The sequence below is a fragment of the Enterovirga sp. GCM10030262 genome, from assembly GCF_042666435.1.
In the GTDB taxonomy this organism is placed as follows: Bacteria; Pseudomonadota; Alphaproteobacteria; order Sphingomonadales; family Sphingomonadaceae; genus Allosphingosinicella.
Window position 1 is genome coordinate 22,074 of sequence record NZ_JBHTDC010000002.1, and the last position, 22,926, is coordinate 44,999.

16 protein-coding genes are annotated in these 22,926 nt (G+C 67.2%); 6 read left to right on the forward strand and 10 right to left on the reverse strand.

The window, feature by feature from the left end:
* Positions 1-5 precede the first annotated feature (5 nt).
* Genes ACFQRC_RS09305 through ACFQRC_RS09315 form a run of 3 tightly spaced genes read left to right on the forward strand, consistent with a single transcriptional unit; the run spans position 6 to position 5,736 of the window.
* A complete protein-coding gene (locus ACFQRC_RS09305; RefSeq protein ID WP_379960485.1) occupies positions 6-1,091 on the forward strand; it encodes an efflux RND transporter periplasmic adaptor subunit in 1,086 nt (361 codons plus the stop codon).
* Positions 1,088-4,321 carry an efflux RND transporter permease subunit gene (locus tag ACFQRC_RS09310; RefSeq protein ID WP_379960487.1) on the forward strand — a complete coding sequence of 1,078 codons (3,234 nt, stop codon included), beginning with the start codon at positions 1,088-1,090 and terminating at the stop codon, positions 4,319-4,321. The genes ACFQRC_RS09305 and ACFQRC_RS09310 overlap by 4 nt, the downstream gene beginning before the upstream one ends.
* Positions 4,318-5,736, forward strand: a complete 1,419-nt coding sequence (locus ACFQRC_RS09315) for an efflux transporter outer membrane subunit (RefSeq protein WP_379960489.1) — start codon at positions 4,318-4,320, stop codon at positions 5,734-5,736. The genes ACFQRC_RS09310 and ACFQRC_RS09315 overlap by 4 nt, the downstream gene beginning before the upstream one ends.
* On the opposite strand, the gene ACFQRC_RS09320 is transcribed toward ACFQRC_RS09315, so the two are convergent.
* Complete coding sequence (locus ACFQRC_RS09320; RefSeq protein WP_379960491.1) at positions 5,727-8,141, reverse strand: M10 family metallopeptidase; 2,415 nt, start codon at positions 8,139-8,141, stop codon at positions 5,727-5,729. The genes ACFQRC_RS09315 and ACFQRC_RS09320 overlap by 10 nt on opposite strands.
* A gap of 97 nt (positions 8,142-8,238) precedes the next feature.
* Positions 8,239-9,567, reverse strand: coding sequence for a calcium-binding protein (locus tag ACFQRC_RS09325; RefSeq protein WP_379960493.1), 1,329 nt, complete (start codon positions 9,565-9,567; stop codon positions 8,239-8,241).
* A 255-nt stretch (positions 9,568-9,822) separates the two neighbouring features.
* Between ACFQRC_RS09325 and ACFQRC_RS09330 the strand changes: the two genes are divergently transcribed.
* Positions 9,823-11,664, forward strand: coding sequence for a DUF885 domain-containing protein (locus ACFQRC_RS09330; protein WP_379960495.1), 1,842 nt, complete (start codon positions 9,823-9,825; stop codon positions 11,662-11,664).
* Between the two features lie 164 nt (positions 11,665-11,828).
* On the opposite strand, the gene ACFQRC_RS09335 is transcribed toward ACFQRC_RS09330, so the two are convergent.
* The 5 genes from ACFQRC_RS09335 to ACFQRC_RS09355 all read right to left on the reverse strand — a co-directional run bounded on the left by ACFQRC_RS09335 (position 11,829) and on the right by ACFQRC_RS09355 (position 17,407).
* Positions 11,829-12,179 carry a 4-fold beta flower protein gene (locus ACFQRC_RS09335; RefSeq protein ID WP_379960497.1) on the reverse strand — a complete coding sequence of 117 codons (351 nt, stop codon included), beginning with the start codon at positions 12,177-12,179 and terminating at the stop codon, positions 11,829-11,831.
* A 163-nt stretch (positions 12,180-12,342) separates the two neighbouring features.
* The gene (locus tag ACFQRC_RS09340) at positions 12,343-12,804 is read right to left on the reverse strand and encodes a YaiI/YqxD family protein (protein ID WP_379960499.1); all 462 of its coding nucleotides are present in this window, start codon (positions 12,802-12,804) and stop codon (positions 12,343-12,345) included.
* Entirely contained in the window at positions 12,801-14,504 is a 1,704-nt protein-coding gene (locus ACFQRC_RS09345) for a DEAD/DEAH box helicase (RefSeq protein WP_379960501.1), read from the reverse strand. Before ACFQRC_RS09345 ends, ACFQRC_RS09340 begins: the two co-directional genes overlap by 4 nt.
* A 43-nt stretch (positions 14,505-14,547) precedes the next feature.
* Positions 14,548-15,732, reverse strand: a complete 1,185-nt coding sequence (locus ACFQRC_RS09350) for an NAD(P)/FAD-dependent oxidoreductase (protein ID WP_379960503.1) — start codon at positions 15,730-15,732, stop codon at positions 14,548-14,550.
* 85 nt (positions 15,733-15,817) lie between these two features.
* On the reverse strand, positions 15,818-17,407 hold the full coding sequence (locus ACFQRC_RS09355) for a peptide chain release factor 3 (RefSeq protein WP_379960505.1): 1,590 nt from the start codon (positions 17,405-17,407) through the stop codon (positions 15,818-15,820).
* A 242-nt stretch (positions 17,408-17,649) separates the two neighbouring features.
* Between ACFQRC_RS09355 and ACFQRC_RS09360 the strand changes: the two genes are divergently transcribed.
* Positions 17,650-18,222: an outer membrane protein gene (locus ACFQRC_RS09360; protein ID WP_379960507.1), complete on the forward strand. Its 573-nt coding sequence runs from the start codon at positions 17,650-17,652 to the stop codon at positions 18,220-18,222.
* A 116-nt stretch (positions 18,223-18,338) separates the two neighbouring features.
* Positions 18,339-20,468 carry a malate synthase G gene (locus tag ACFQRC_RS09365; RefSeq protein ID WP_379960509.1) on the forward strand — a complete coding sequence of 710 codons (2,130 nt, stop codon included), beginning with the start codon at positions 18,339-18,341 and terminating at the stop codon, positions 20,466-20,468.
* Positions 20,469-20,612: 144 nt separating this feature from the next.
* On the opposite strand, the gene ACFQRC_RS09370 is transcribed toward ACFQRC_RS09365, so the two are convergent.
* The 3 genes from ACFQRC_RS09370 to ACFQRC_RS09380 all read right to left on the reverse strand — a co-directional run bounded on the left by ACFQRC_RS09370 (position 20,613) and on the right by ACFQRC_RS09380 (position 22,761).
* The gene (locus ACFQRC_RS09370; RefSeq protein ID WP_379960511.1) at positions 20,613-21,548 is read right to left on the reverse strand and encodes a hypothetical protein; all 936 of its coding nucleotides are present in this window, start codon (positions 21,546-21,548) and stop codon (positions 20,613-20,615) included.
* Positions 21,548-22,525 carry a hypothetical protein gene (locus tag ACFQRC_RS09375; protein WP_379960513.1) on the reverse strand — a complete coding sequence of 326 codons (978 nt, stop codon included), beginning with the start codon at positions 22,523-22,525 and terminating at the stop codon, positions 21,548-21,550. The genes ACFQRC_RS09370 and ACFQRC_RS09375 overlap by 1 nt, the downstream gene beginning before the upstream one ends.
* Positions 22,526-22,617: 92 nt before the next feature.
* A complete protein-coding gene (locus ACFQRC_RS09380; RefSeq protein ID WP_379960515.1) occupies positions 22,618-22,761 on the reverse strand; it encodes a hypothetical protein in 144 nt (47 codons plus the stop codon).
* Between the last annotated feature and the right edge of the window lie 165 nt (positions 22,762-22,926).

Below are 22,926 nucleotides of genomic sequence, written 5' to 3' on the forward strand. Positions count from 1 at the left end.
TAACGGTGGCGGCTCCCATCGTGCAGCAGGTGGTCGACTGGGACGATTATGTCGGTCGCTTCGAGGCGATCCAGAGCGTCGAGGTGAAGCCCCGCGTCACCGGCTATCTGCAGAGCGTCAACTTCCGCGACGGCCAATATGTCCAGGCCGGGCAGACCCTGTTCACCGTCGACTCTCGGCCGGCCCAGGCCCAGCTCGACCAGGCCCGGGCGCAGCTGGCCCGGGCCGAGGCCACCCTGGTCAACGCCCGGACCGAGCTGGCGCGATCGCAGACCCTCGCGGCGTCGCGGGCGGCGAGCCAGGAAGAGGTCGAGGCCCGCCAGGCGGCGGTGCGCGCCGGCCAGGCCGACGTCAACGCGGCCCGCGCCGCGGTGCGGGCGCAGCAGCTCACCGTCGGATTCACGCGCGTCACCGCGCCGATCTCGGGCCGCGTGTCGGAGCGGCTGGTCGATGTCGGCAACAGCGTGACCGCGGACCAGACGGTGCTGACCACGATCGTCTCGACCAACCCCATCCACTTCGCCTTCGAAGGCTCCGAGGCCCTGCTGCTGAAATATCAGCGGCAGAAGGCCGGCGCCGAGCGGGGAACCCCGGTCCGCATCCGCCTGCAGGACGAATCCACTTATGCCCATGCCGGCACGCTCGACTTCGTCGACACGGTGATCGACACCGGCGCCGGCACGGTGCGGGCGCGGGCGATCGTCCAGAATCCCGACGGCTTCCTGAAGCCTGGAATGTTCGGGCATATGCGGCTCGCGGGTTCAGACCCCTACCGGGCCTTGTTGATCCCGGACACGGCCGTCGTCACCGACGCGGCGCGCAAGGTCGTCTATGTGGTCGACAAGGAAGGGAAAGTCGTCGCCCGCCCGGTCGATCTGGGTCCGCTGAGCGGCAATCTGCGCGTGGTCCGTAGCGGCCTCTCGCCCAATGAGCGGGTCGTCATCGGCGGCATCCAGCGCGCCACGCCGGGCCAGAAGGTTCAGGCCAAGGCGGGACGCATCCCGGCGCCCGCCGCGCCCGAGGCCAGGCCGGAGGCGCCCAATTACGCGCCGCCCTCGTCGATCGCCACGCCGGTCGGCGCCGCCCGATGAACATCTCGGTTTTCTTCATCGAGCGGCCGATCTTCGCATCGGTGATCGCGGTGTTCATCACCCTGATCGGCGCCTTCGCCTATCCGCAGCTACCGCTCGCCCAATATCCCGAGATCGCGCCGCCGACGATCAGCGTCCAGGCCTTCTACCCGGGCGCCTCGGCGGAGACGATGGCCGAGACCGTCGCCGCGCCGATCGAGCAGGAGATAAACGGCGTCGAGGACATGCTCTACATGACCTCGTCCTCGACCGCCTCGGGCGCGAGCGCGATCACCATCGCCTTCCAGCCCGGCACCGATCTCGATGCCGCGCAGGTGCTGGTCCAGAACCGCGTGGCCCTCGTCGAGCCGCGCCTGCCCGAGCAGGTCCGCCAGATCGGCGTCACGGTCGCCAAGCAGTCCGAGGGCTTCCTGATGATCGTCGCCCTCACCTCGACCGATCCCAATCTCAATATCGACTATATCGGCAATTACGCCAATTCGAGCCTACGCGACCGCCTGCTCCGCCTCGAGGGCGTGGGCGGGGTGCAGGTGTTCGGCGGCGGCAATTATTCGATGCGCATCTGGATCGATCCGGATCGCGCCGCCGCCCGCAACCTGACCGCCGGCGAGATCGTCCAGGCGCTCCGCACCCAGAATGTCCAGGTCGCCGGCGGCGCCGTCGGCCAGCCGCCTTATGCAACCGGCAACCCGGCCTTCGAGCTTCCCATCCAGGTCCAGGGGCGCCTCAACGACCCCGCCCAATTCGCCGATGTCGTCATCAAGACGGACGAAGCCACGGGCGCGATCACCCGCGTCCGCGACGTCGCCCGGGTCGAGCTCGGGTCGCAGGATTACGGCATCCAGGGCAGCTTCGACGGCAGGCGCGGAGTCGCGCTGGCGATCATCCAGCAGCCGGGCGCCAACGCCCTCGATGCGGCCCAATTGGTGCTCGACGAGGTCGAGGCCGCTTCGGCCGACTTCCCGCCAGGCCTTCGTTATTCGATTCCCTACAACCCCACCGAATATGTCGCGGCGTCGGTCGAGGCGGTCCAGGAGACGCTGCTCGAGGCGATCGTGCTGGTCATGCTCGTCGTGCTGGTCTTCCTGCAGACCTGGCGGGCGGCGATCATCCCGATCATCGCCATTCCCGTGGCGCTGGTCGGCACCTTCGCGATCCAGCTCGCGCTCGGCTTCTCGATCAACTCACTGTCGCTGTTCGCGCTGGTGCTGGCGGTCGGCATCGTCGTCGACGACGCGATCGTGGTCGTCGAGGCGGTCGAAAAGCATATCCGCGAAGGGCTCACCCCGCGCGAAGCGGCGCACCGGACGATGCGCGAGGTGTCGGGCGCGCTGATCGCGATCGGCCTGGTGCTGGTCGCGGTGTTCGTTCCCACCGCCTTCGTCTCGGGCATCCCCGGCATCTTCTACCGCCAATTCGCGGTGACCATCGCGGCCGCGTCGGCCATCTCCCTCCTGGTTTCGCTCACCTTGTCGCCGGCGATGGCCGCGATCCTGCTCAAGCCGCATCAGGGGGACAACGTCGATCACGGTCCGCGCTGGCTGCGGCCGGTGCGGGTCGGCGCGGCCAGGTTCAACCGCGGATTCGACTGGCTGTCGGATCGCTATGGCCGGCTCACCGCGCGAGTCATCCGCATGTCGACGATCATGCTCGTCGTCTATGCCGGCCTGCTCGCGCTGACCGGCTGGCGCCTGATGGACACGCCCACCGGATTCATCCCGGAACAGGACCAGGGCTTCCTCATCGGCGTCGTCCAGCTGCCGCCGGGCTCGTCGCTCGAGCGCACCGCCGACGTGCTGGACCGGGCTCAGCGGATCGCGTCGCAAAATCCGTCGGTGGTCGGTTCGGCGACCTTCGCCGGCCTCGATGGCGCCAGCTTCTCGCAGGCCTCCAACAGCGGCACCATGTTCCTGAAGCTCGCCGATTTCGAGGAGCGCCGGGACCCGTCGCGCACCGCGACCGCCTTGTCCGGCGCGCTGACCGGCCAGATCGCCGGCGAGATAGACGACGCGATGGTGTTCTTCATCGCTCCCCCCGCGGTTCCGGGACTCGGCAATGGCGGCGGCTTCACGATGATGCTGCAGGACAAATCGGGCGCCGGCTATGAGGCGCTCGCCGGGGTGACCATGGACATGATGGGCGCCGCCCAGCAGGTGCCCGAAGTCACCCAGGTCTTCTCCTTGTTCAACACCGGCTCGCCGCGCCTCCAGGCCGATGTCGACCGCGACAAGGCCCAGTTGCTCGGGGTGCAGCCGGCGCAGGTCTACGAAGCGCTCGGCACCTATCTCGGCTCGACCTATATCAACGATTTCAACCTGTTCGGGCGGACCTTCCGCGTCACCGCGCAAGCCGAGCCGACCGCCCGCGACGACCGGGCGGATATCGGGCGGCTGCAGGTCCGCTCCGTCTCCGGCGAAATGGTGCCGCTCTCCTCGGTCGCGACCTTGCGGGACGATAGCGGCCCCACCCGGGTCGTTCGCTACAACCTCTTCCCGGCAGTGGAGCTCCAGGGATCGACCGCGCCGGGCGTGTCGTCGGGCGCGGCGCTCATAGCGATGGAGCAGCTCGCGGCGGAGAAACTGCCTCAGGGGTTCAGCTACGAATGGACCGGCCTCGCTTATCAGCAGAAGGCCGCCGGCAACACGGCCGCGCTCGTCTTCCTGCTGGCGGTGGTGTTCGTATTCCTGGTGCTGGCCGCCCAATATGAGGCGCTGACCCTGCCGCTGGCGGTGATCCTGATCGTCCCGATGTGTATCCTCGCGGCCTTGCTCGGCGTGAATATCAGGGCCCAGGACAATAATATCCTGACCCAGATCGGTCTCGTCGTGCTCGTGGCGCTCGCCGCCAAGAACGCCATCCTGATCGTCGAATTCGCCAAGCAGGCGGAGGAGGAGCAGGGCATGGACCGGTTCGCCGCGGCGGTGCAGGCCGCCCGCTCGCGCCTCCGCCCGATCCTGATGACCAGCTTCGCCTTCATCTTCGGCGTGCTGCCGCTCGCCATCGCGGTGGGGCCGGGCGCCGAAATGCGGCAGGCGCTGGGCACGGCGGTGGTGTTCGGGATGATCGGCGTCACCTTCTTCGGCCTCATCTTCACGCCGATCTTCTACGTCGTCACTCGCAAGCTGGGCGGGGTGTTCCCCAAGGTGAGGACCAAGGAGACCCATTATCCCACCGCTTATGGCGGGACGCCGCACGATCCGCTGACCGTCGAGGACGGAGCCGCCAAATGAAGCATATCCTTCTCTCCGCGTTGAGCGCGCTGGCGCTCGCCGGCTGCACCACCGTCGGCCCGGACTATCGCTCGCCCGCGCCCGGGGCGCCCGCCCAGAATCCCTTCCTGAGCGGCACATCGCCCGTGTTCACCGGCGACGAGCCGCCGGGCCGCTGGTGGAGCCTCTACGACGATCCCTTGCTCGACCGGCTGGTCGAGGAGGCGCTCGTCGCCAATACGGATCTGCGCGTCGCCGCCGCCAACCTCGCCCAGGCACGGGCGGTGCTGCGCGAGGTGCGGAGCGGCCGCCTGCCCGCGACCAATGTCGGCGGCAGCGCGACTTATGGACGCCAGTCCGGCGCGGCGCTCGGCTCGGACGTCGCGATGGACGACGGCGCGAATTACGATGTCGGGCTCGACATCGGCTACCAGCTCGACCTGTTCGGACGCATCCGCCGCGCGATCGAGGCGGGCGAGGCGGACGTCGAGTCCGTCCAGGCCGCCTTCGACCTCGCCCGCATCACCGTCGCCGCCGAGACGACCCGCGCTTATGCCGATGCGTGCGGCGCCGGCCGGCAGTTAGAGGTGGCGCGCCGCAGCGTGGCCTTGCAGGAACAGACGTTCGACCTCACCCGGCGGCTGCTGGAAGGCGGCCGCGGCACCGCGCTGGAGACCAGCCAGGCCGGCGCCTTGCTCGAACAGACCCGGGCCGAGATCCCGACGCTCGAAGCCCAGCGCCAGACCGCTCTCTACCGCCTGTCGGTGCTGACCGGCCGCCCTCCCGCCGAGTTTCCGCGCGAGGTCGCCGCCTGCGCCGGCCCGCCCGCCCTCGGCTCACCGATCCCGATCGGGGACGGAGCGTCTTTGCTCGCCCGCCGTCCCGACGTTCGCGCCGCCGAGCGCGACCTCGCCGCCGCCACCGCGCGGATCGGCGTCGCCACCGCCGAACTCTATCCCGACATCAGCATCGGCGGCTCGATCGGCTCCGCGGCCGGCGCGATCGGCGACCTGCTGACCGGCTCCGCCTTCCGCTACAGCCTAGGGCCGCTCATCTCCTGGAGCTTCCCCAACATGTCGGTCGCGCGCGCGCGGATCGCCCAGGCCGAAGCCGGGGCCGACGCCGCCCTCGCCCGCTTCGACGGCGCCTGGCTCGGCGCGCTGGAGGAGACGGAAAGCGCCCTCACCCGCTATGCGAGCGAGCTCGACCGCGTCGCGACCCTGCGCCGCGCCCGGGGCCAGAGCGAGGAAGCGGCCCAAATCGCCCGGCTGCGCTTCCAGGCCGGCCGCGACCCGTTCCAGATCGTGCTCGACGCCGAACGGTCGCTGGCCCAGATCGAAGCGGCGCTGGCTCAGGCCGAGAGCCAGCTTTCGACCAATCTCATCGCCGTCTTCCTGGCCTTGGGCGGCGGCTGGGAAACGCCCGTTCAGGGATAGATGGTAAAGTCGAGATGGGTGAGCTCGGTGCCGCGGCCGAGGGTGGCGAACAGCTCCGCCGCCGCCGCGCCGCTGCCGTCGGGATCGTAGAATAAATGTCCCCTCGCCTGATCGTAGAGGATGCGATCACCGGCGTCCGCAGCCTCGCGGCCGAGATGGAAGGCGGCTTCGCTCAATCCCCCATCGGCTAGCGCAGCGAATATGGAGCCGTCGAGGAAGAGCATGTCGTCGGCCGCCGAAAAGTCGAGGATCCGGTCGGCATTGGCGGGGGTCAGCCGGGTGTCGAAGAAGAAGCCGTCCCCGCCAGCCCCGCCGCGCAGGAGATCATGGCCGACGCCGCCGTGAAGCGCGTCGTCGCCGCCGCCGCCGCGAAGGCTGTCGTCGCCGGCGTTTCCGGAAAGACGATTGGCGCCGCGATTGCCGTCGATGATGTTGCCGAGCGCGTTGCCGCCACCGTCGATCGCCTCCGAGCCGGTGAGCCGTAGCCTCTCGACATGGCCGCGAAGGTCGGTGCTCGCCGAGCTTCTGACCCAGTCGAAGCCACCCGCCTCCGCCTCGATCGCCCGGTCGCCGGAATCGTCGATGGTGTAAACATCGTCCCCGCCGCCGCCTCTCATCACGTCGGCGCCGACCCGGCCGTCGAGCCGGTTGCCGCCGTCGTTGCCGACGAGGATGTTGTCGAGGCCATTGCCGACGGCCTGGATATCGGATCCTCCCAGCAGGATCAGAGCCTCGACATGGTTGCCAAGTCGAAAGTCGATGCTGCTTTCGACGCGGTCGGCGCCGCCCGACGGGGCGCTCTCGATCACGCGGTCGCCGGCATCGTCGACCCTGTAAACGTCATCCCCGGCGCCGCCCCTCAGGCGATCCGCTCCGCTCCGGCCATCGAGCAGATTGGCGCCCGAATTGCCGATGATCTCATTGTCCAGATTGTTGCCGACAGCGTCGATCGACGCGCCGCCAAGGAGGGTGAGCTTCTCGATATTATCGCCGAGCGAATAGCTGGCGGAGCTTCGGACCCAGTCGATTCCGCCGTCCGCGGCCGGCTCCACCGCGCGGTCCCCCCGGTCGTCGACGAAGTAGAGATCATTTCCTGCGCCGCCGTTCATCGTGTCGGCGCCGGCCGCGCCGTCGAGTATATCGTCGCCATCCCGGCCCCGGAGGGCATTGGCGGCCTTGTTGCCGGTGATGCGGTCCGAAAGGTCGGAGCCGGTACCGTCGATCGCGCGTGAGCCGGTCAGGATGAGAGTCTCGATATTCCTGGCCAGCGTGAAGTCGATCGAGGCCAGAACCGTGTCGAGACCGGCATTGTCCGCCTCGACGATGGCGTCGCCCGCATCATCGACGACATAGATATCGTTTCCCGCCCCGCCGGTCATCGTATCGGCGCCGGCCCCGCCATCGAGCCGATTGCCGGCCTCGTTGCCGGTCAGCCGGTCGTTTCCGCCGCCGCCGATGGCATTCTCGATCAGCGAGCGCCGATCGCCGTCGTGCAGCAGGGCGTTGGCGATATTGCCAGGAGCGACATAGCCCTCGCCGAGGTTGGCGAGCTGGACGGACGAGGTCGTCGTCCAGTGGCCGGGACGCAGATCGATGACGACACGGCCGCTATAGAGCGACAGGTCGTAGCCGTCATTGCCGCCGCCGTCCCAGACGGTCTGGAAGACACGGTTCGCGCCCGGCTCGCCCTGCCCGCTCCCGTTGACGGACATTTCGCCGGTCGCCGGATTCCACCTGTAGACGCTGTCGTCCGCATTGGTGCCGTAATTGGCGCCGTACATATGCTGGAGGGCGGCGATGTCGTACATCATGAGGCTCTGGGCATAGCCCCAGGTCTCGTTGGTGAAGCCGCCGGTCGGGCCTACTAGAGCGCCCTGGTAGGACCGGTAGGTCATCACCGTATAGGCCATCCAGTCATGTTCCCGGCTCACCGCGCCGAAATTCTCGGCCTCGTGGGGGTGCTTGAGCCCGAGGGCATGGCCGATCTCGTGGATGAAGGTCGTGTAGGCATAATTGCCGCGCACCGGATCGTCATAGTCGCCGCCGGAATTGTTGTACCAGCTGTCGCCGCCCCATGAATAAGAGGTCGGCGTGTAAGCATGGGCGGTTTCCGGCAGGTCGCTCATCCCGAAACGCAAATCTCCAGCGCCGCCGCTCCGCTGGGAGAAAGCGAGAGTTGCTACCGAGGATATATCGCCGAGGATGTCGACGACCGCCGCCTGCTGCCGCGCGCTCAGCGCCTGAAAATTGTCGTACGGCTCCTCTCCGAAGCGATAGCCGTCGGAATATTGGGACGCGCTCGTCGGGAAGCTGAAGGTGAGCGCCGAGGTGGACCAGCAATAGGTCTCCAGCAAACCGTCGACATCCCGATCCCCCGACCTGACGTTCCGCGCGACATTGGGCATGTTCGCTCACTCTTGCTGGCAGGACAAATGGCGCGCAGGCACCCTGCATGGTTCCTGCGCGCACATCAACCTTTTGAAATGACTATATTGTTAACGCTCAGATGTAAGCGCTGAAATCGGTATTGGCGAGATCGAGACCCGCTTCCACCCTCGCGAACAGCACCGCTTCCACGCCGCCGGCCCCGTCGGCGTCGTAGAATATCCGGCCGCTGCCCTGGTCGTAGAGGATGCGGTCCTGCGCGTCCTGGGCGACGACGCCCTCGTGGAACGCATCGGCGGCGAGGCGGCCATTATCCTCGACGCCGCTGAAGACCGAGCGGTCGAGCATGATCCGATCGTCGTCGGCCGAGAAATCGAGGATGCGGTCGACATTGTCACCGGCATCGAGCGCGCTGTCGAAATAGAAACGGTCCGCCCCGGCACCGCCGCGCAGATTGTCGCTGCCGTCGCCGCCGAAGAGCCTGTCCGAGCCGTCGCTTCCGTTCAGGCTGTCCTCGCCGTCGCGACCGACCAGGGTGTTGGACCCGAAATTGCCGGTGATACGGTTGTCGAGTTCGTTGCCGCCGCCGTTGACGGAGGCGTCGCCGGTCAGGCGCAGGTCCTCGACATTTTCGCCGAGGAAGAAGCGCACCGAACTCTCGACCCGATCGTTGCCGCCCGCGGCGCTGGTTTCGATCGCGCGGTCGCCGAGATCGTCGACGATGAAGATGTCGTTCCCATCGCCGCCATTCATGCGGTCGGCGCCGGCGCCACCGTCGAGCTCGTCGTCGCCGCCGCGGCCCGCCAGCCGGTCGTCGCCGTCATGGCCGCCGATATAATTGTCGAGCTCGTTGCCGCGACCGACAAAGTCGCCGGCACCATCGTAGATCAGCTCCTCGACATTGGCGGCGAGGGTGAGCGCGGAAAGCGTGGTAAAGACATAGTCATAGCCTTCGCCCGCCCGCTCGATCGCGCGGTCGCCGATATCGTCGAGATAATAAGCGTCATCGCCATGCTCGCCGAACAGAGTGTCGACGCCGCCGGCGCCATCGAGCGTGTCGTTGCCGAAGAAGCCGTGGATGTAATTGTCGAGGCTGTTGCCCGTGCCGAAGAAATTGCCGCCGCCGAAGGCGGTCAGATCCTCGACATTGCCATCGAGCGTATAGGAGGAAAGGTCGGTATAGACGACATCGAACCGGCCCTCGCCCGCGAATTCGATGACCTCGTCATTGCGTGAATCGACGACGTAGAGATCGTCGCCGGTCCCGCCCTCCATCTCGTCCCAGCCGCTGCCGCCGTCGAGCTCGTCATTGCCCGAGCCGCCGAGCAATATGTCGTCGCCTTCATAGCCCCACAGCCGATCGTCGCCGCCGAACCCTTCGATGAAATCGTCGTGGCGGGTGCCGTCGATATCGTCCCAGTAACGGGTGCCTCTGATGTAAGCCATGTGAACTGCTCCTGCGCAAGCGATCGGGCCGGGCATTCGCCGAGCCCCGGGGGTCGGTGTGGAAGCGGATTATCGCCACGTTCCAGTTGAATGGAAGCTGAAGGGCGACCATCGGATCGCTCACAACCATCATATGAATCAGTCGCTTGGTCGCCCTGAGGGACACCGATGACACGGTTATGCGCAGCTAGACAGGGCGCGGCGGCGCGGTTAGCCCTCACGCCATTTCGAGAAAAGAAAAGCAGGAGAATAGGGATGGATCGCAGGTCTTTCATGGCGTCCGCGGGCGCGGTGGCGCTGAGCGCCGCATTGCCGGCGCATGCGCGGGCACAGGCGCAGGCGGCCGCGACCCCCGGGGGCGAAGATGCCCGGCTGCGCGCCATGCTCGACCGCTTCTTCTACGAACGACTGGACAGCAATCCCGAACGCGCGACCGGCCTCGGCTTGGACAAGGGCGAGCGCGCGCACCTCAGGAGCAAGCTCGACGATTATTCGGCCGCCGGAAAGGCGGAGGACCTGGCGCGCGCCAAGGCCGAGCTGGCCGAGCTCGGCACCGTCGACCGCGCCCGGCTTTCGGCCAATGCGGCGCTCGACTATGACGTGGTCGAATATGGCCTGGTCAATGCGGTGAGGGCGAACGAGCGCTTCACCTACGGCTCCGCCGGCGGCCGCTACGCGCCCTATGTGATCAGCCAGCTGACCGGTCCCTATCGCGGTATCCCGGACTTCCTGGACACCCAGCATGGCATCGAGGCCGCCGCCGACGCCGACGCCTATCTCGCGCGGCTGGCTCAATTTCCGACCGCGCTCGATCAAAGCCTCGATCGGCAGAAAGCGGACGCGGCGCGCGGCGTGTTCGCGCCCGACTATATCCTCGACACGACGCTGAAGCAGCTCCGCTCGCTGCGCGACAAGCCGGCGGCGGAGAGCCTGCTGGCGGCATCGCTCGCACGCCGCGCTGGAGAGGCGAAGCTGGGCGGGGATTATGGCGCCAGAGCGGAGAAGATCGTCGCCGATGCGGTCTATCCGGCGCTCGACCGGCACATCGCCGCCGTCACCGAGCTTCGCGGCAAGGCGACCCACGATGCGGGCGTATGGCGGCTGCCCGACGGCGGCGAATATTATGCCGGCGCGCTGCGCGCCGCGACCACCACCAACCTCACCCCTGACGAGGTCCACCAGCTTGGCCTGGAGCAGGTCGCCGACCTCGAGGCGCGTCTCGATCCGATCCTGAAAGCCCACGGCCTCAGCCAGGGCACGGCCGGCGAGCGGCTGGCCGCGCTCAACAAGGATCCGGCGCAGCTCTATCCCAATACCGACGAAGGCCGCGAGCAGCTGCTCGCCCAGCTCAACCGCCAGATCGTCGCGATGAACGCGAAGCTGCCGGAGGCCTTCGCCACTTTGCCCCAGGCCGATGTCGAGGTGCGCCGCGTGCCGCCGCTCATCCAGGCCGGGGCGCCGGGCGGCTATTATGACAGCGCGCCGCTCGACGGCTCGCGCGCTGCCATTTACTATATCAACCTTCGCGACACGTTCGACCGGCCCAAGTTCGGCCTCGCCACCCTCACCCATCACGAGGCGACGCCGGGCCACCACCTCCAGGTCAGCCTCGCCCAGGAATCGGAGGATATCCCGCTCATCCGCCGGCTGGGCGGCTATTCGTCTTACTCGGAGGGCTGGGCGCTCTATTCGGAGCAGCTCGCGGACGAGATGGGGCTGTTCGAGGGCGACCCGCTCGGCCGCGCGGGGATGCTCCAGTCCTTCCTGTTCCGCGCGACGCGGCTGGTCGTCGATTCAGGCCTCCACGCCAAGCGCTGGAGCCGCGAGAAGGCGACCGATTATTTCATCGCCACGACCGGCATCGCGCGCGGCCGCAGCCAGGGCGAGATCGACCGCTACACCGTCTGGCCGGGCCAGGCGACGAGCTACAAGGTCGGCCACATCATGTGGGATCGCCTGCGCTCCGAGGCCAAGGCCAAGCTGGGTGAGCGCTTCGACCTCAAGCACTTCCACCAGGTGCTGCTGCAAGGCGCGGTGCCGCTGACGATCCTGGAGAAATTGGTCAACCAACGAGTGGCGGCGCGGCTGCAAGCATGATGTCCAGGACCGTCATTCCAGCGAAGCTGGAATCCCGGTTCTTTGCCACGTCCGCCAAGGGAAAGGGAGATCCCAGCTTTCGCTGGGATGACGCGTCCCGAGGTTGAGCGAAGCCCAAGAAAGTGACGCGACGGCCAGGGGGGACCGGCCGCCGCGCCCACCGCTTATTCAGCGGCGATAGCCATCGGCTCTTCGAGATGCAGGGGGGTCTGTTCGCCCTCGAAAAGCAGATGGAACACGTCTCGATATCCGTAATCGACCAGGCCGCGACGGCGGAAGCTTGGGCCCGGGCTCGGGATGGCCGGGGGCGCCGCGACCGGCTGGATCGGCCGGGCATTGGCCACCGGCTTCGCCACCACCGTCTCCTTGAACAGCTCGCCGACATAGGCGCCGTCGAACCGGTAGACATGGGTGCCGAGGATCCGCCCCAGCGGCCGGCCACCCAGATCGTGGATGCAGTTGCTGAACTGGAAGCCGACGGGGTAACCGTCGGTCTGATAGATGTACATGGCCATGGAAAAACGCCCCTCACTCACTCCGTCAACCGCGACTTATGGTTAACGCCCGCGCCAGAAACGGGTCCGGCGCCTGTATGCCAGATGAACGAAATGGCGGATGAAGGGGTGAGCGCAAGCCGGGCAGGACAAGTCGCCCGATTGGGGCGTCTAACGGTTCGTCTCAGCCGCGTTTCAGCCGTACCAATGCCTCGTCGAGCGCGGACAGGAAGCGCGAGCGATCGGCCCTGGCGAAGGGAGCGGGACCACCGATTCCCTCGCCCGCGCCTGCGCGAAGGTCGGCCATGATCGCGCGAGTGGCGATGGCGGCACCGATCGAGTTGGCGGTGAAGGGCTTCCCCGTCGGCGCGATCACGGTCGCCCCGGCCTTGAGGCAGCGATCGGCGAGAAGGATGTCGCCGGTCACCACCACATGGTTCGCGCCGGCCTCCTCGGCGATCCGGTCGTCGGCCGCGTCGAAGCCCGCGCCGACGACGATCCGCTCGATCAGCGGATGGTCCGGCACCCGCAAATAGCTGTTGCTGACGATCGCGACCGGCACCTCGTGCCGCCACGCGACCTTGTAGATCTCGTCCTTGACGGGACAGGCGTCGGCATCGACGAGGATGCGGGGCTTCCCGCTCACCGCGGGCGGTGCGGCTTCGCCCGATAAGCGGGCTTGGCCTTGTGCCGCGGAGGCGGCGGGCCGGCGCGCCTGTTCTGCCGCGCTGCGTCGCGCGGCTTGCCCTGCACCGGCTCGATCCGGACTCCGCCCTCGCCTTCGGGGTCGCCGCCCTCGGTCCGCTTCAGCGCGGCGGCGAACTTGCCGGCCACGGCGCGGGGGATTTCGAACATCGTCTCGCTGGCGGCGATGCGGATGGCGCCGATCTCGTTCTTGGTGATGTGGCCGCGCCGGCAGAGCAGAGGCAGGATCCAGCGCGGATCGGCATTGTGGCGCCGGCCGATGTCCATCCGGAACCAGATCGTGTCCTCGAAGCCCTGGCGCGGGCCGGCCTGCTGGGGGCGTTCGCCCGGACCTTGATCGACCATCTCCTCGGGCGCCGGCATGCGCGCGCGATGGGCGCGGACGAGGGCGGCGGCGATCTCTTCGGGAGACTTTTGTTCCAGCAGCCGCTGGGCAAGCGCCCGATCCTCATCGTCGATTTCGACCGGCTCCAGCAAGGCCGCGAGCAGCCGCTGATGGTCGTTGCGGCGGATATCCTCGGGCGTCGGCGGCGTGATCCACTCGGCGTTGATCCGTGCCCCTCGCAGCACCGATTCCACCCGCTTGCGGCGCGGATAGGGGACGACGAGGATGGCGGTGCCCTTGCGCCCCGCGCGGCCGGTACGCCCGGAACGGTGCTGGAGGGTCTCGGCGTCGCGCGGCAGCTCGACATGGACGACCAGGCTGAGATTGGGAAGATCGATGCCGCGCGCGGCCACGTCGGTCGCGACCAGCACCCGGGCGCGGCCGTCGCGCAACGCTTGCAGCGCCTGATTGCGCTCGTTCTGGCTATGCTCGCCGGAGAGGGCGACGGCGCTGAAGCCGCGCTCGGTCAGGCTCGAATGGAGCCGCCGCACATTGTCGCGCGTGGCGCAGAAAAGCAAAGCGGACTCCGCCTCGTGCAGGCGGAGCAGGTTGACCACCGCATTCTCGATGTCGGCCGGAGCGACCGTCATCGCCTGGTAGCTGATATCGCCATGGCCGCGATCCTCGCCGACCGTGGAGATGCGCAAGGCATCCTTCTGGTAGCGCCGCGCCAAAGCAACGATCGGCTTTGGCATCGTCGCGGAGAAAAGGAGCGTCCGCCGCTCCTGCGGCGTCGCGTCGAGTATCTCCTCCAGGTCCTCGCGGAAGCCCATGTCGAGCATCTCATCGGCCTCGTCGAGGACGGCGACGCGGAGGCTGGAGAGGTCGAGCGCACCGCGTTCGAGATGGTCGCGCAGGCGGCCGGGCGTTCCCACGACGATGTGCGCGCCCTGGCCCAGCGCCCGGCGCTCCTTCGAGGCGTCCATGCCGCCGACGCAGGTGGCGATGCGGGCGCCGGCCTTGCCGTAGAGCCAGATCAGCTCGCGGCTGACCTGGAGCGCGAGCTCGCGGGTCGGGGCGATGACCAAAGCGAGCGGCTCGCGGATATAGGGCATCTCGCTATTGGGCTCGATCAGCTGCGGCGCCATGGCGAGGCCGAAGGCGACGGTCTTGCCCGATCCGGTCTGCGCCGAGACGATGAGGTCGCGCCCTTCGGCCTCCGCCTCCAGCACGGCGGCCTGGACGGGCGTGGGCGCGGAATAGCCGCGGGCGGCAAGGGCTTCGCCGAGCATCGGCGGCAGTGAAGTGAATGGCATGACGTTCCAGATATTATGCGCCGCCGCAGCGACAAGGGGAAAGCTAAAGAACCTGACCGGCGGCCCATCCGCTGGCCCAGGCCCATTGGAAATTGTAACCGCCGAGCCAGCCGGTGACGTCGACCCCCTCGCCGATCGCATAAAGGCCCGGCACCGTCTTCGCTTCCATGGTCTGCGACGAAAGCTCCGCGGTGCTGATGCCGCCCGCCGTCACTTCGGCCTTGGCGAAGCCTTCGGTGCCGTTGGGGCTGAAGCGCCAGTCGCCGAGGCGCCTTTCCGCTTCGCCCAGCTTCAGGTCCGGCATATTGGCCAGCTCGCCCCAGAGGCCGAGCTTCTTGGTCAACGCCTCCGCCAGCCGGGCCGGCAGCGCTTCGCCGACAATAGTATGAAAATGCGACCGGGGCCGCGCGCGCTTGGCCTCTAGGAGCCAATTGCGCCCGCATGAAGGCAGGAAGTCGATGCCGATCTCCTCCCCGTGCCGCCAGTAGGAGGAGATTTGCAATATGGCGGGGCCGGAGAGTCCGCGATGTGTGAACAAGGCGGCTTCGCGAAACGCGGCCTTGCCGCAACGCGCCACCACGTCGGCGGCGACGCCGGAGAGCTCGCGGAACAGGATTTCGTCGCCGCCCAAGGTCAGCGGCACCAGAGCCGGGCGCGGCTCGACGACCTTCAGTCCGAACCTGCGCGCCAGATCATAAGCGAAGCCGGTCGCGCCCATTTTGGGGATGGAAGGTCCACCGGTGGCCATCACCAGAGCGGCGGCGGTGGCGGTTTCGTCGCCGTAGCGGATGGTAAAGCGCCCGTCAGCATGATCCACTTCGCGTATCGGCCGGCCGAGCGAGATGCGGACCGCGCCTTTCGCGCATTCCTCCATCAGCATATGGACGATTTGCCGCGCCGAGCCGTCGCAGAAGAGCTGGCCCAGGGTCTTTTCGTGCCAGGCGATGCGGTGGCGGTCGACCAGGGCGATGAAGTCGGCGGGCGTGTAGCGGCTCAGCGCCGACTTGGCGAAATGCGGGTTGGCGGAGAGATAGCGGTCGGGCGCGGTGTCGATGTTGGTGAAATTGCACCGTCCGCCGCCCGAGATCAGGATCTTCTTCCCCGCCTGGTCGGCATGATCGATCAGCAACACCCGCCGCCCGCGCTGGGCGGCGACACTCGCGCACATCAGCCCCGCGCCGCCGGCGCCGAGGACGATCGCGTCATAGTGAGATGCATTGTTGCTCATGTCGTCATCCCGGCGAAGGCCGGGATCTCAGGACAAGAAGTCACGGCGGGTCCCCATGAGACCCCGGCCTTCGCCGGGGTGACGATCACGTCCTTTCCTTGGTCGCCGTGAACCGCACCTTCGGATTGCGCTGTTCGTGGAAATTCAGTTCCCACAGATCCTTGGCCATGAACACCGGCGCGCCGTCGCGGTCGGTGGCGACGGCGCTTTTGTGCGTATCGCCGAACGCCTTGAGGTCGGCCGGGTCGTCGGCCGCGATCCAGCGGGCCGTGTCCCACGGCGAAGGCTCGAACCGCGCGTCCACCTTATATTCGACCTCGAGCCGGGAGATGAGCACCTCGAGCTGGAGCTGCCCGACCACGCCGACGATCCAGTTGGCGCCGATCGAAGGGTAGAAGACCTGGGTCACCCCCTCCTCCGCCATGTCGTCGAGCGCTTTTCGTAATTGCTTGGTCTTGGTCGGATCGACCAGCACGACGCGGCGCAAAATTTCGGGCGCGAAATTGGGCAGGCCGGTGAAGCTGATCGCCGCGTCCTCGGTCAGGGTATCGCCGACCCTCAGCGTCCCGTGATTGGGAATGCCGATGATGTCGCCGGGGAAAGCCTCGTCCGCCAGCTCGCGATTCTGGGCAAAGAACAGGATCGGGCTGTGCACCGCGATCGACTTGCCGGTCGACGGCTGGAGCAGCTTCATCCCCCGCTTGAACCGGCCCGAGCAGAGCCGCATGAAGGCGACGCGATCGCGATGCTGCGGGTTCATGTTGGCCTGGACCTTGAAGATGAAGCCGGAGACCGCGTCATGATCGGGATCGACCGGCCCCGCCGTCGTCGGCTGCGGCAGTGGCGATGGCGCATGTTCGCCGAGCGCGGCGATCAGTTCGGCGACACCGAACTCCTTCAGCGCCGATCCGAAATAAACGGGCGTGAGGTCGCCATTGAGATAGGCCGCCGAATCGAAGGACGGATAAGCCGCCACCGCCAGCGAAGCCTCCTCGCGCAGCCTGGCGAGTCCCTCGACGGAGACGGTGGCGGCGAGCCTCGGATCGTCCATGCCGGTGAACTGGACGCTGTCGCCCTCGAAATGACCGCCGTCATTCTTCGCCGGCCGATGCAGTCGGTTGGCCACGAGGTCGTAAACCCCCTCGAACTCGCCGCCCATGCCCACCGGCCAGCTCATCGGCGCCACGTCGAGCGCGAGCACGTCGGCGATCTCGTCGAGCAATTCGAACGGCGCCTTGCCCTCGCGATCCACCTTGTTGACGAAGGTGATGATGGGCACGTTGCGCAAACGGCATACCTCGAACAGCTTGCGCGTCTGCGTCTCTATGCCCCGCGCGGCGTCGATCACCATCACCGCGCTGTCGACGGCGGTAAGCGTCCGATAGGTATCTTCCGAGAAATCCTCGTGGCCCGGCGTGTCGAGCAGATTGTAGGTCACGCCCTTGTGCTCGAAGGTCATCACCGAGCTGGTCACGGAAATGCCGCGCTGCTGCTCGATCTTCATCCAGTCGGACCGCGCGCGCCGGTTCGCCCCGCGCGCCTTGACCTCGCCCGCCAAGTGTATCGCACCGCCGAAGAGGAGCAATTTCTCGGTCAGCGTCGTCTTGCCCGCATCCGGATGCGAGATGATGGCGAAGGTGCGCCGGTCGGGACGGCCGGTCGGTCGGTTCAGCATGTGAGGGATCCACGAAATCTCGGTTTCGCGGCGCCCATAGCAGGTTGGAGCGCGAATGGCGAGGCGGCTGGAGGGCGTGTTGCACCGCCGCAACACTGGCCATGACTTGAATAAATTCTTCGGATTCCCAAGGGATGGAGTATTGCTGCACCGCCACAATAACGAAGTCATTCGGCCACAGAGCCGCCATAATTCAGGCCCTATGGGTGTGTCGCTTCAACACTACACCAGAAAGGACCATCATGAAGCTCCGTTTTGTTGCGTTCGCGCTTGCCACCACCGCCCTCGCCGCCCCGGCTTTCGCCGCACCCGTCTCCGGCGGCCGCGTCGAAGCGCTCGTCGGCTATGACAATGTCAATGCCGACCTCGGTCCGCTCGGCGAAGGCGATACTGGCGGCGTGCTGTACGGCGTCGGCGTCGGCTACGATTTCGCGCTCGCTCCGACCGCTTCGATCGGCATCGACGCCGAAGTGACCGACGCCACCACCGACATCGAATTCACCGATGGCGCCGACAGCGCCGAGGTTTCGGTCGGACGTGACCTCTATGTGGGCGGCCGCGTCACCGCCGCCGTCTCCGAGAGCTTCAACCTTTACGGCAAGCTCGGCTACACCAACGCCCGCATCAAGGCGCGCGCCACCATCGGCGGCGTGACCGAGAGCGACGCCGCCAATGGCGACGGCATCCGCGCCGGCGTGGGCGGCCAGTTCGCGCTGGGCGCGAACAGCTATGTCGGCACCGAATATCGCTACTCGAACTATGAGGGCGGCTTCGAGCGCCACCAGGTCGCCGCGACCGTCGGCTTCCGCTTCTAAAGAGCGTCGGCTGGGAACGAAGGGAGGGAGCGCACCCGCGCTTCCTCCCTTTTTCATTGCAAGCGACGCCCGCGGGCGAACATAGGTCGATGCGACCGTGACCGAGGGGGCGAGCCGTGGCGCATTACGATCTGATCTCCGGCATCGAGGTGGGCAAGGCGCTACGCGCCTTCGTCGAGGATGAGGCGCTGCCGGGCACCGGCATCGAGGCGGCCGACTTCTGGCGGGGCTACTCCACCCTCCTTCGCGATCTGACGCCCGAAAATCGGCGCCTCCTGCGCCAGCGCGAGCGCTTGCAGGCGGCGATCGACGCCCGCAACGAGAGCCTGGACGGCCGCGCGCCCGATCCGGCCGAGGAAGAGGCGTTCCTGCGCGAGATCAGCTATCTCGTCGATCCGCCGCCGCCCTTCGCCATCGGCACCGAAAATGTCGATCCGGAGATATCGACCATCGCCGGGCCGCAACTGGTCGTTCCGGTCAACAATGCCCGCTACGCCCTCAACGCGCTCAACGCGCGCTGGGGAAGCCTCTACGACGCGCTCTACGGCACCGACGCGCTTGGCGACCTCCCCGCCGGAGGCGGCTATGACCCGGAACGCGGCGGCCGGGTCGTCGCCTGGGGCCGGCGCTTCCTCGACGAGATCGCGCCGCTCGTGGGCGGGAGCCATGCCGACGTGACGTCCTACCGGATCGAGGACGGCGTGCTTGCCACCGACCAGGGCGGCCTCGTCGATGCGGCCTTGCTCGCCGGCTGGCGTGGCGAGGAGGCGATCCTGCTCCGCCACAACAAGCTTCACGTCGAGCTCCGGATCGACCATGCCCACCCGATCGGACAGGAAGACAAGGCCGGTATCGCCGACATCCTCCTGGAAAGCGCGATCACCGCCATAATGGACTGCGAGGACAGCGTCGCCGCCGTCGATGCGGAAGAGAAGATAGACGTCTATCGCAATTGGCTGGGCCTGATGAAGGGCACCCTGACCGCTCGCTTCCACAAGGGCGGCAAGGTTGTCGAGCGGCGCGCGGAGCCGGATCGCGACTATAGCGCCCCCGACGGCACGCTAACTCTCAAGGGCCGCTCGCTCCTGTTCATCCGCAATGTCGGGCATCTGATGACCAACCCGATGATGCGTCTCGACGGCGAGGAGGTCCAGGAAGGGCTTGCCGACGCCGTGCTGACCTCGCTGATCGCGCTCCACGATGTGCGTGGCGCTCGTGCGAACAGCCCCGCCGGCTCGATCTATATCGTGAAGCCCAAGATGCACGGGCCGGACGAAGCGGCCTTCTCCAACCAGCTGTTCGACCGCACGGAGGATCTGCTCGGCCTCCCCCGCCACACGATCAAGATCGGCGTCATGGACGAGGAGCGTCGCACAAGCGTCAACCTCGCCGCCGTGATCCACGCCGTCAGGGACCGGGTTGTCTTCATCAACACCGGCTTCCTCGACCGCACCGGCGACGAAATCCACACGGCCATGAAATTGGGGCCGGTGATCCGCAAGGGCGACATGAAGAGCGCGGCCTGGCTTCGGGCCTATGAGGACAATAATGTCGACATCGGCCTCGCCTGCGGCTTTCCCGGCCGGGCGCAGATCGGCAAGGGCATGTGGGCGATGCCCGACCGGATGGCCGACATGGTCGAGCAGAAGATCGGCCACCCGCAAGCGGGCGCGAACACCGCCTGGGTGCCCTCCCCCACCGCCGCAACTCTCCACGCCATCCATTATCATCGCGTCGATGTCGCCGTGCGCCAGCGCGAGCTGGCGGGACGCGCGCCGGCCAAGCTGCGCGACATCCTCACCATCCCCGTCGCCGCCGGCCGTGACTGGACCGAGCAGGAGGTGCGCGAGGAGCTGGACAATAACGTCCAGGGCATCCTCGGCTATGTCGTCCGCTGGATCGACCAGGGGGTGGGCTGCTCCAAGGTACTGGACATCCACGATGTCGGATTGATGGAGGATCGCGCCACCTGCCGCATTTCCAGCCAGCACATCGCCAACTGGCTGCGCCACGGCGTGGTGTCGCGGGAGGAGGTGGCGGCGGCGCTGGAGCGGATGGCCGGCGTGGTCGACCGCCAGAATGCGGGCGATCCCTCCTACCGCCCGATGGCGCCGGACCTTGCCAGCACCGCATTCCAGGCGGCCTCGGCGCTCATCTTCCAGGGGGAATCGCAGCCCTCGGGCTATACCGAGCCCCTCCTCCACGCCCATCGGCTGGCGCTGAAGGAGGCTAGGCCGCGGGCTTAGAGCGAAGCCATTTTCAATCCGCTCATCCTGAGGAGGGACTGAGCTTGGCGAAGTCCCATCTCGAAGGACCCGGCGCGCGTCCTTCGAGACGCCGTTTCGCCAGGCTCAACGGCTCCTCAGGATGAGCGGATGAGCGTGCTCGCCTCACGCTCTAAGGTGCGCGCCGTCCAGCCAGGCGCGGGCGCGGTCCAGCGTTTCGGCTTCGCGCTTCGCCATCGCGCTGACGAAGCGATTGCCGCCGCGCGCGGCGCGTTCGTAGAGCGCGATCCGCTCGTCGATGCCGCCGGCCGCGGCGGCGCCGACCTTGAGCGCATGAAAGCGGATGCGATCGCTTGGGTGCCGGCCTGCGAAATCCTCGATCAGCGCCCGCCCCTCGTCGCCGCCATAATGCGCGGACAGCGACAGCAAAGGCTCGATGGCGGTGTGGGTCAGTATCTCCGACACCTCCGATTTTCCGATGTCGAACGCATATTGATCGAGGAAGTGGTTGCGCGTGCCATGCTCCAGGATGTTGAGCGAGACGGACATTTCGTCGGCCGGGAGCTGGAGGTGGACGTCGCGGTGGATGCGGTAGAGCATCACCTTGCCTTCATCGAGCTTCGATTTCTCGACGAAGCGCAGGTCCACCTTCTCGCCGGTATGGCCGATCACCCCCTCATAATCATATTCATAATACTCGCTCCAGTAACCGGGGCCAAGATAGCCGACGGTGAGGAACGAGAAATTATGGTCGTGCGCCTTGCCGTAGAAGAAGGTGTCGGCGCCGCTGTTTCGGACGATGCTGTCGCCCATGGCCGGCCAGATGTTGGCGCGGAGGAGGAAATTGCGGGTCGGCCGGTGGAGCAGGATCACCTGCGGCGTGTAGCGGTTCGATTCAAGCTGGTTCTCGCAGCGGCTCTTCAATTCCTCGACGACGATGTCGGCCAGAAATGTCCGGTTGTTGGCGAGCTTCCTCAGCGCCGGCCCCCAGGAGGCGAAATTCTCCTCGTCGGCCGGATCGAAGGGCTGGGTCTCGAGCATCTCGACAAGGTCGCCGAGCTCGATCGATTCCGTCTCATCGGTCGGGATCACGCGCGGCATCAGGCGGCCTCCCCGCGCGCGCCGTCGCCGAAGAACAAGGCGAGCGTCTCCGCCGCCGCGGCGCGCACCTCGGGATGGGGATCGGCGGATCCCATCGCCTCCAGCACCGGAAGCGCCGCCTCCGCGTCGAGCGCGAGCAGCTCGCGCATCAGGTACCAGCGCGTATAGAAAGGCGAACGCTCGATCAGCCGGGCGACGAGCGGCGCCGCGTCCGTCCGCCCCATGACCCTGAGCAGCGACACCATCATCTGCACCCGCGAGCTCGCCTCGTCGGTGCTGGCGGCGCCGACCATGGCCAGGCTCTCGCTGTCATATTCGACCGTCAGCGGCGCGCTCTCCGACTGGACGGCCGCCTGGAGGATGACGATGTCGGACGTGGCATGCTCGATGACGAAGCTCTGCGTCCGGCCGTCGAGCCGCACGCTTTCGCCATCCTCGATCCGGCGGCGGTCGGTCATCCGGCAATGCCCGCCCTCCTCGCCGATGAAATCCGCTTTGATCTCCGGCGCCTCCCAGAAGGACAGGGTGGCGCCGCCCGCCTTGAGGAAGCGGAAGACGGTGGTGAGCCCGGTAAAGGCGATCGAGGTCGGCCCTCGCTTGCCGCTCTTCTTCGCGGCCAGCGCATCGGCGCTGGTGACCCCGAGCGAGATCATCACGTGCGGATCGGCATAGAGGACGAGCCCGTCGGCGATGTCGGTCGCCAGCACCAGGAAATAGGGCCGGAAGAAGGGATTTTCCGCCGCGGCCTCGATCAGCTCGCGTATCAGCGCGCCGAGATCGGCGCGGTCCATGAAGGCTTCGGCGGCGGCGAGCACGCCTTGCGCCGTCTTCGTCTCCATCGCCTGGAGATCGCGCTTCAGCGCCTCGACCGAAGGATGCTCGACCCAGCCTTGCGCGAGCTTGGCGGCGGTCTTGCTCCCGGACGCCTGCCACTCCGGATCGGCGAGCCATGCGGCCAGGTCGGCGCCAATGTACATTTAACCCTCGAATCCGCTCCCAACAAAAACGCGGGCGGGAGCATCGACTGCCCCCGCCCGATATCAGCTTTGCGGGCGATGCCGCAACCGGCTCACGGCATGTGGCGGAGCAGGATCGCGAGGCCCAGCATGATGCCGGCGCACATCGGGCCGCCGACCTCCTTCTGCTTCACCGAGCCGTGCATGCCGATGCTGGTCTTGAGCTCGGGGATGCGGGCGATGTCGATCTTGGTCATTATTCTTTTCCCTCTGTTCAGTCGTACGACGGGTGAGGGAATGGGCGCTCCGGCTTGGCCAAAAGCCGCCTTTCGAAGATGACTCCGCCGGTTCGTCCGCCGCGCTCTGGCGCTTCGGACTTGCCGGTGGCGCACCCTCGAACGGACGAGCGCGCACTCCTTCCC

What these genes read in the sequence shown, in the direction of transcription:
- ACFQRC_RS09310 (WP_379960487.1), top strand. Translation starts at nt 1,088, where the DNA reads ATGAACATCTCGGTTTTCTTCATCGAGCGGCCGATCTTCGCATCGGTG.
- ACFQRC_RS09315 (WP_379960489.1), top strand. Translation starts at nt 4,318, where the DNA reads ATGAAGCATATCCTTCTCTCCGCGTTGAGCGCGCTGGCGCTCGCCGGC.
- ACFQRC_RS09320 (WP_379960491.1), bottom strand. Translation starts at nt 8,141, where the DNA reads ATGCCCAATGTCGCGCGGAACGTCAGGTCGGGGGATCGGGATGTCGAC.
- ACFQRC_RS09325 (WP_379960493.1), bottom strand. Translation starts at nt 9,567, where the DNA reads ATGGCTTACATCAGAGGCACCCGTTACTGGGACGATATCGACGGCACC.
- ACFQRC_RS09330 (WP_379960495.1), top strand. Translation starts at nt 9,823, where the DNA reads ATGGATCGCAGGTCTTTCATGGCGTCCGCGGGCGCGGTGGCGCTGAGC.
- ACFQRC_RS09335 (WP_379960497.1), bottom strand. Translation starts at nt 12,179, where the DNA reads ATGGCCATGTACATCTATCAGACCGACGGTTACCCCGTCGGCTTCCAG.
- ACFQRC_RS09345 (WP_379960501.1), bottom strand. Translation starts at nt 14,504, where the DNA reads ATGCCATTCACTTCACTGCCGCCGATGCTCGGCGAAGCCCTTGCCGCC.
- ACFQRC_RS09350 (WP_379960503.1), bottom strand. Translation starts at nt 15,732, where the DNA reads ATGAGCAACAATGCATCTCACTATGACGCGATCGTCCTCGGCGCCGGC.
- ACFQRC_RS09355 (WP_379960505.1), bottom strand. Translation starts at nt 17,407, where the DNA reads ATGCTGAACCGACCGACCGGCCGTCCCGACCGGCGCACCTTCGCCATC.
- ACFQRC_RS09360 (WP_379960507.1), top strand. Translation starts at nt 17,650, where the DNA reads ATGAAGCTCCGTTTTGTTGCGTTCGCGCTTGCCACCACCGCCCTCGCC.
- ACFQRC_RS09370 (WP_379960511.1), bottom strand. Translation starts at nt 21,548, where the DNA reads ATGCCGCGCGTGATCCCGACCGATGAGACGGAATCGATCGAGCTCGGC.
- ACFQRC_RS09375 (WP_379960513.1), bottom strand. Translation starts at nt 22,525, where the DNA reads ATGTACATTGGCGCCGACCTGGCCGCATGGCTCGCCGATCCGGAGTGG.
- ACFQRC_RS09380 (WP_379960515.1), bottom strand. Translation starts at nt 22,761, where the DNA reads ATGACCAAGATCGACATCGCCCGCATCCCCGAGCTCAAGACCAGCATC.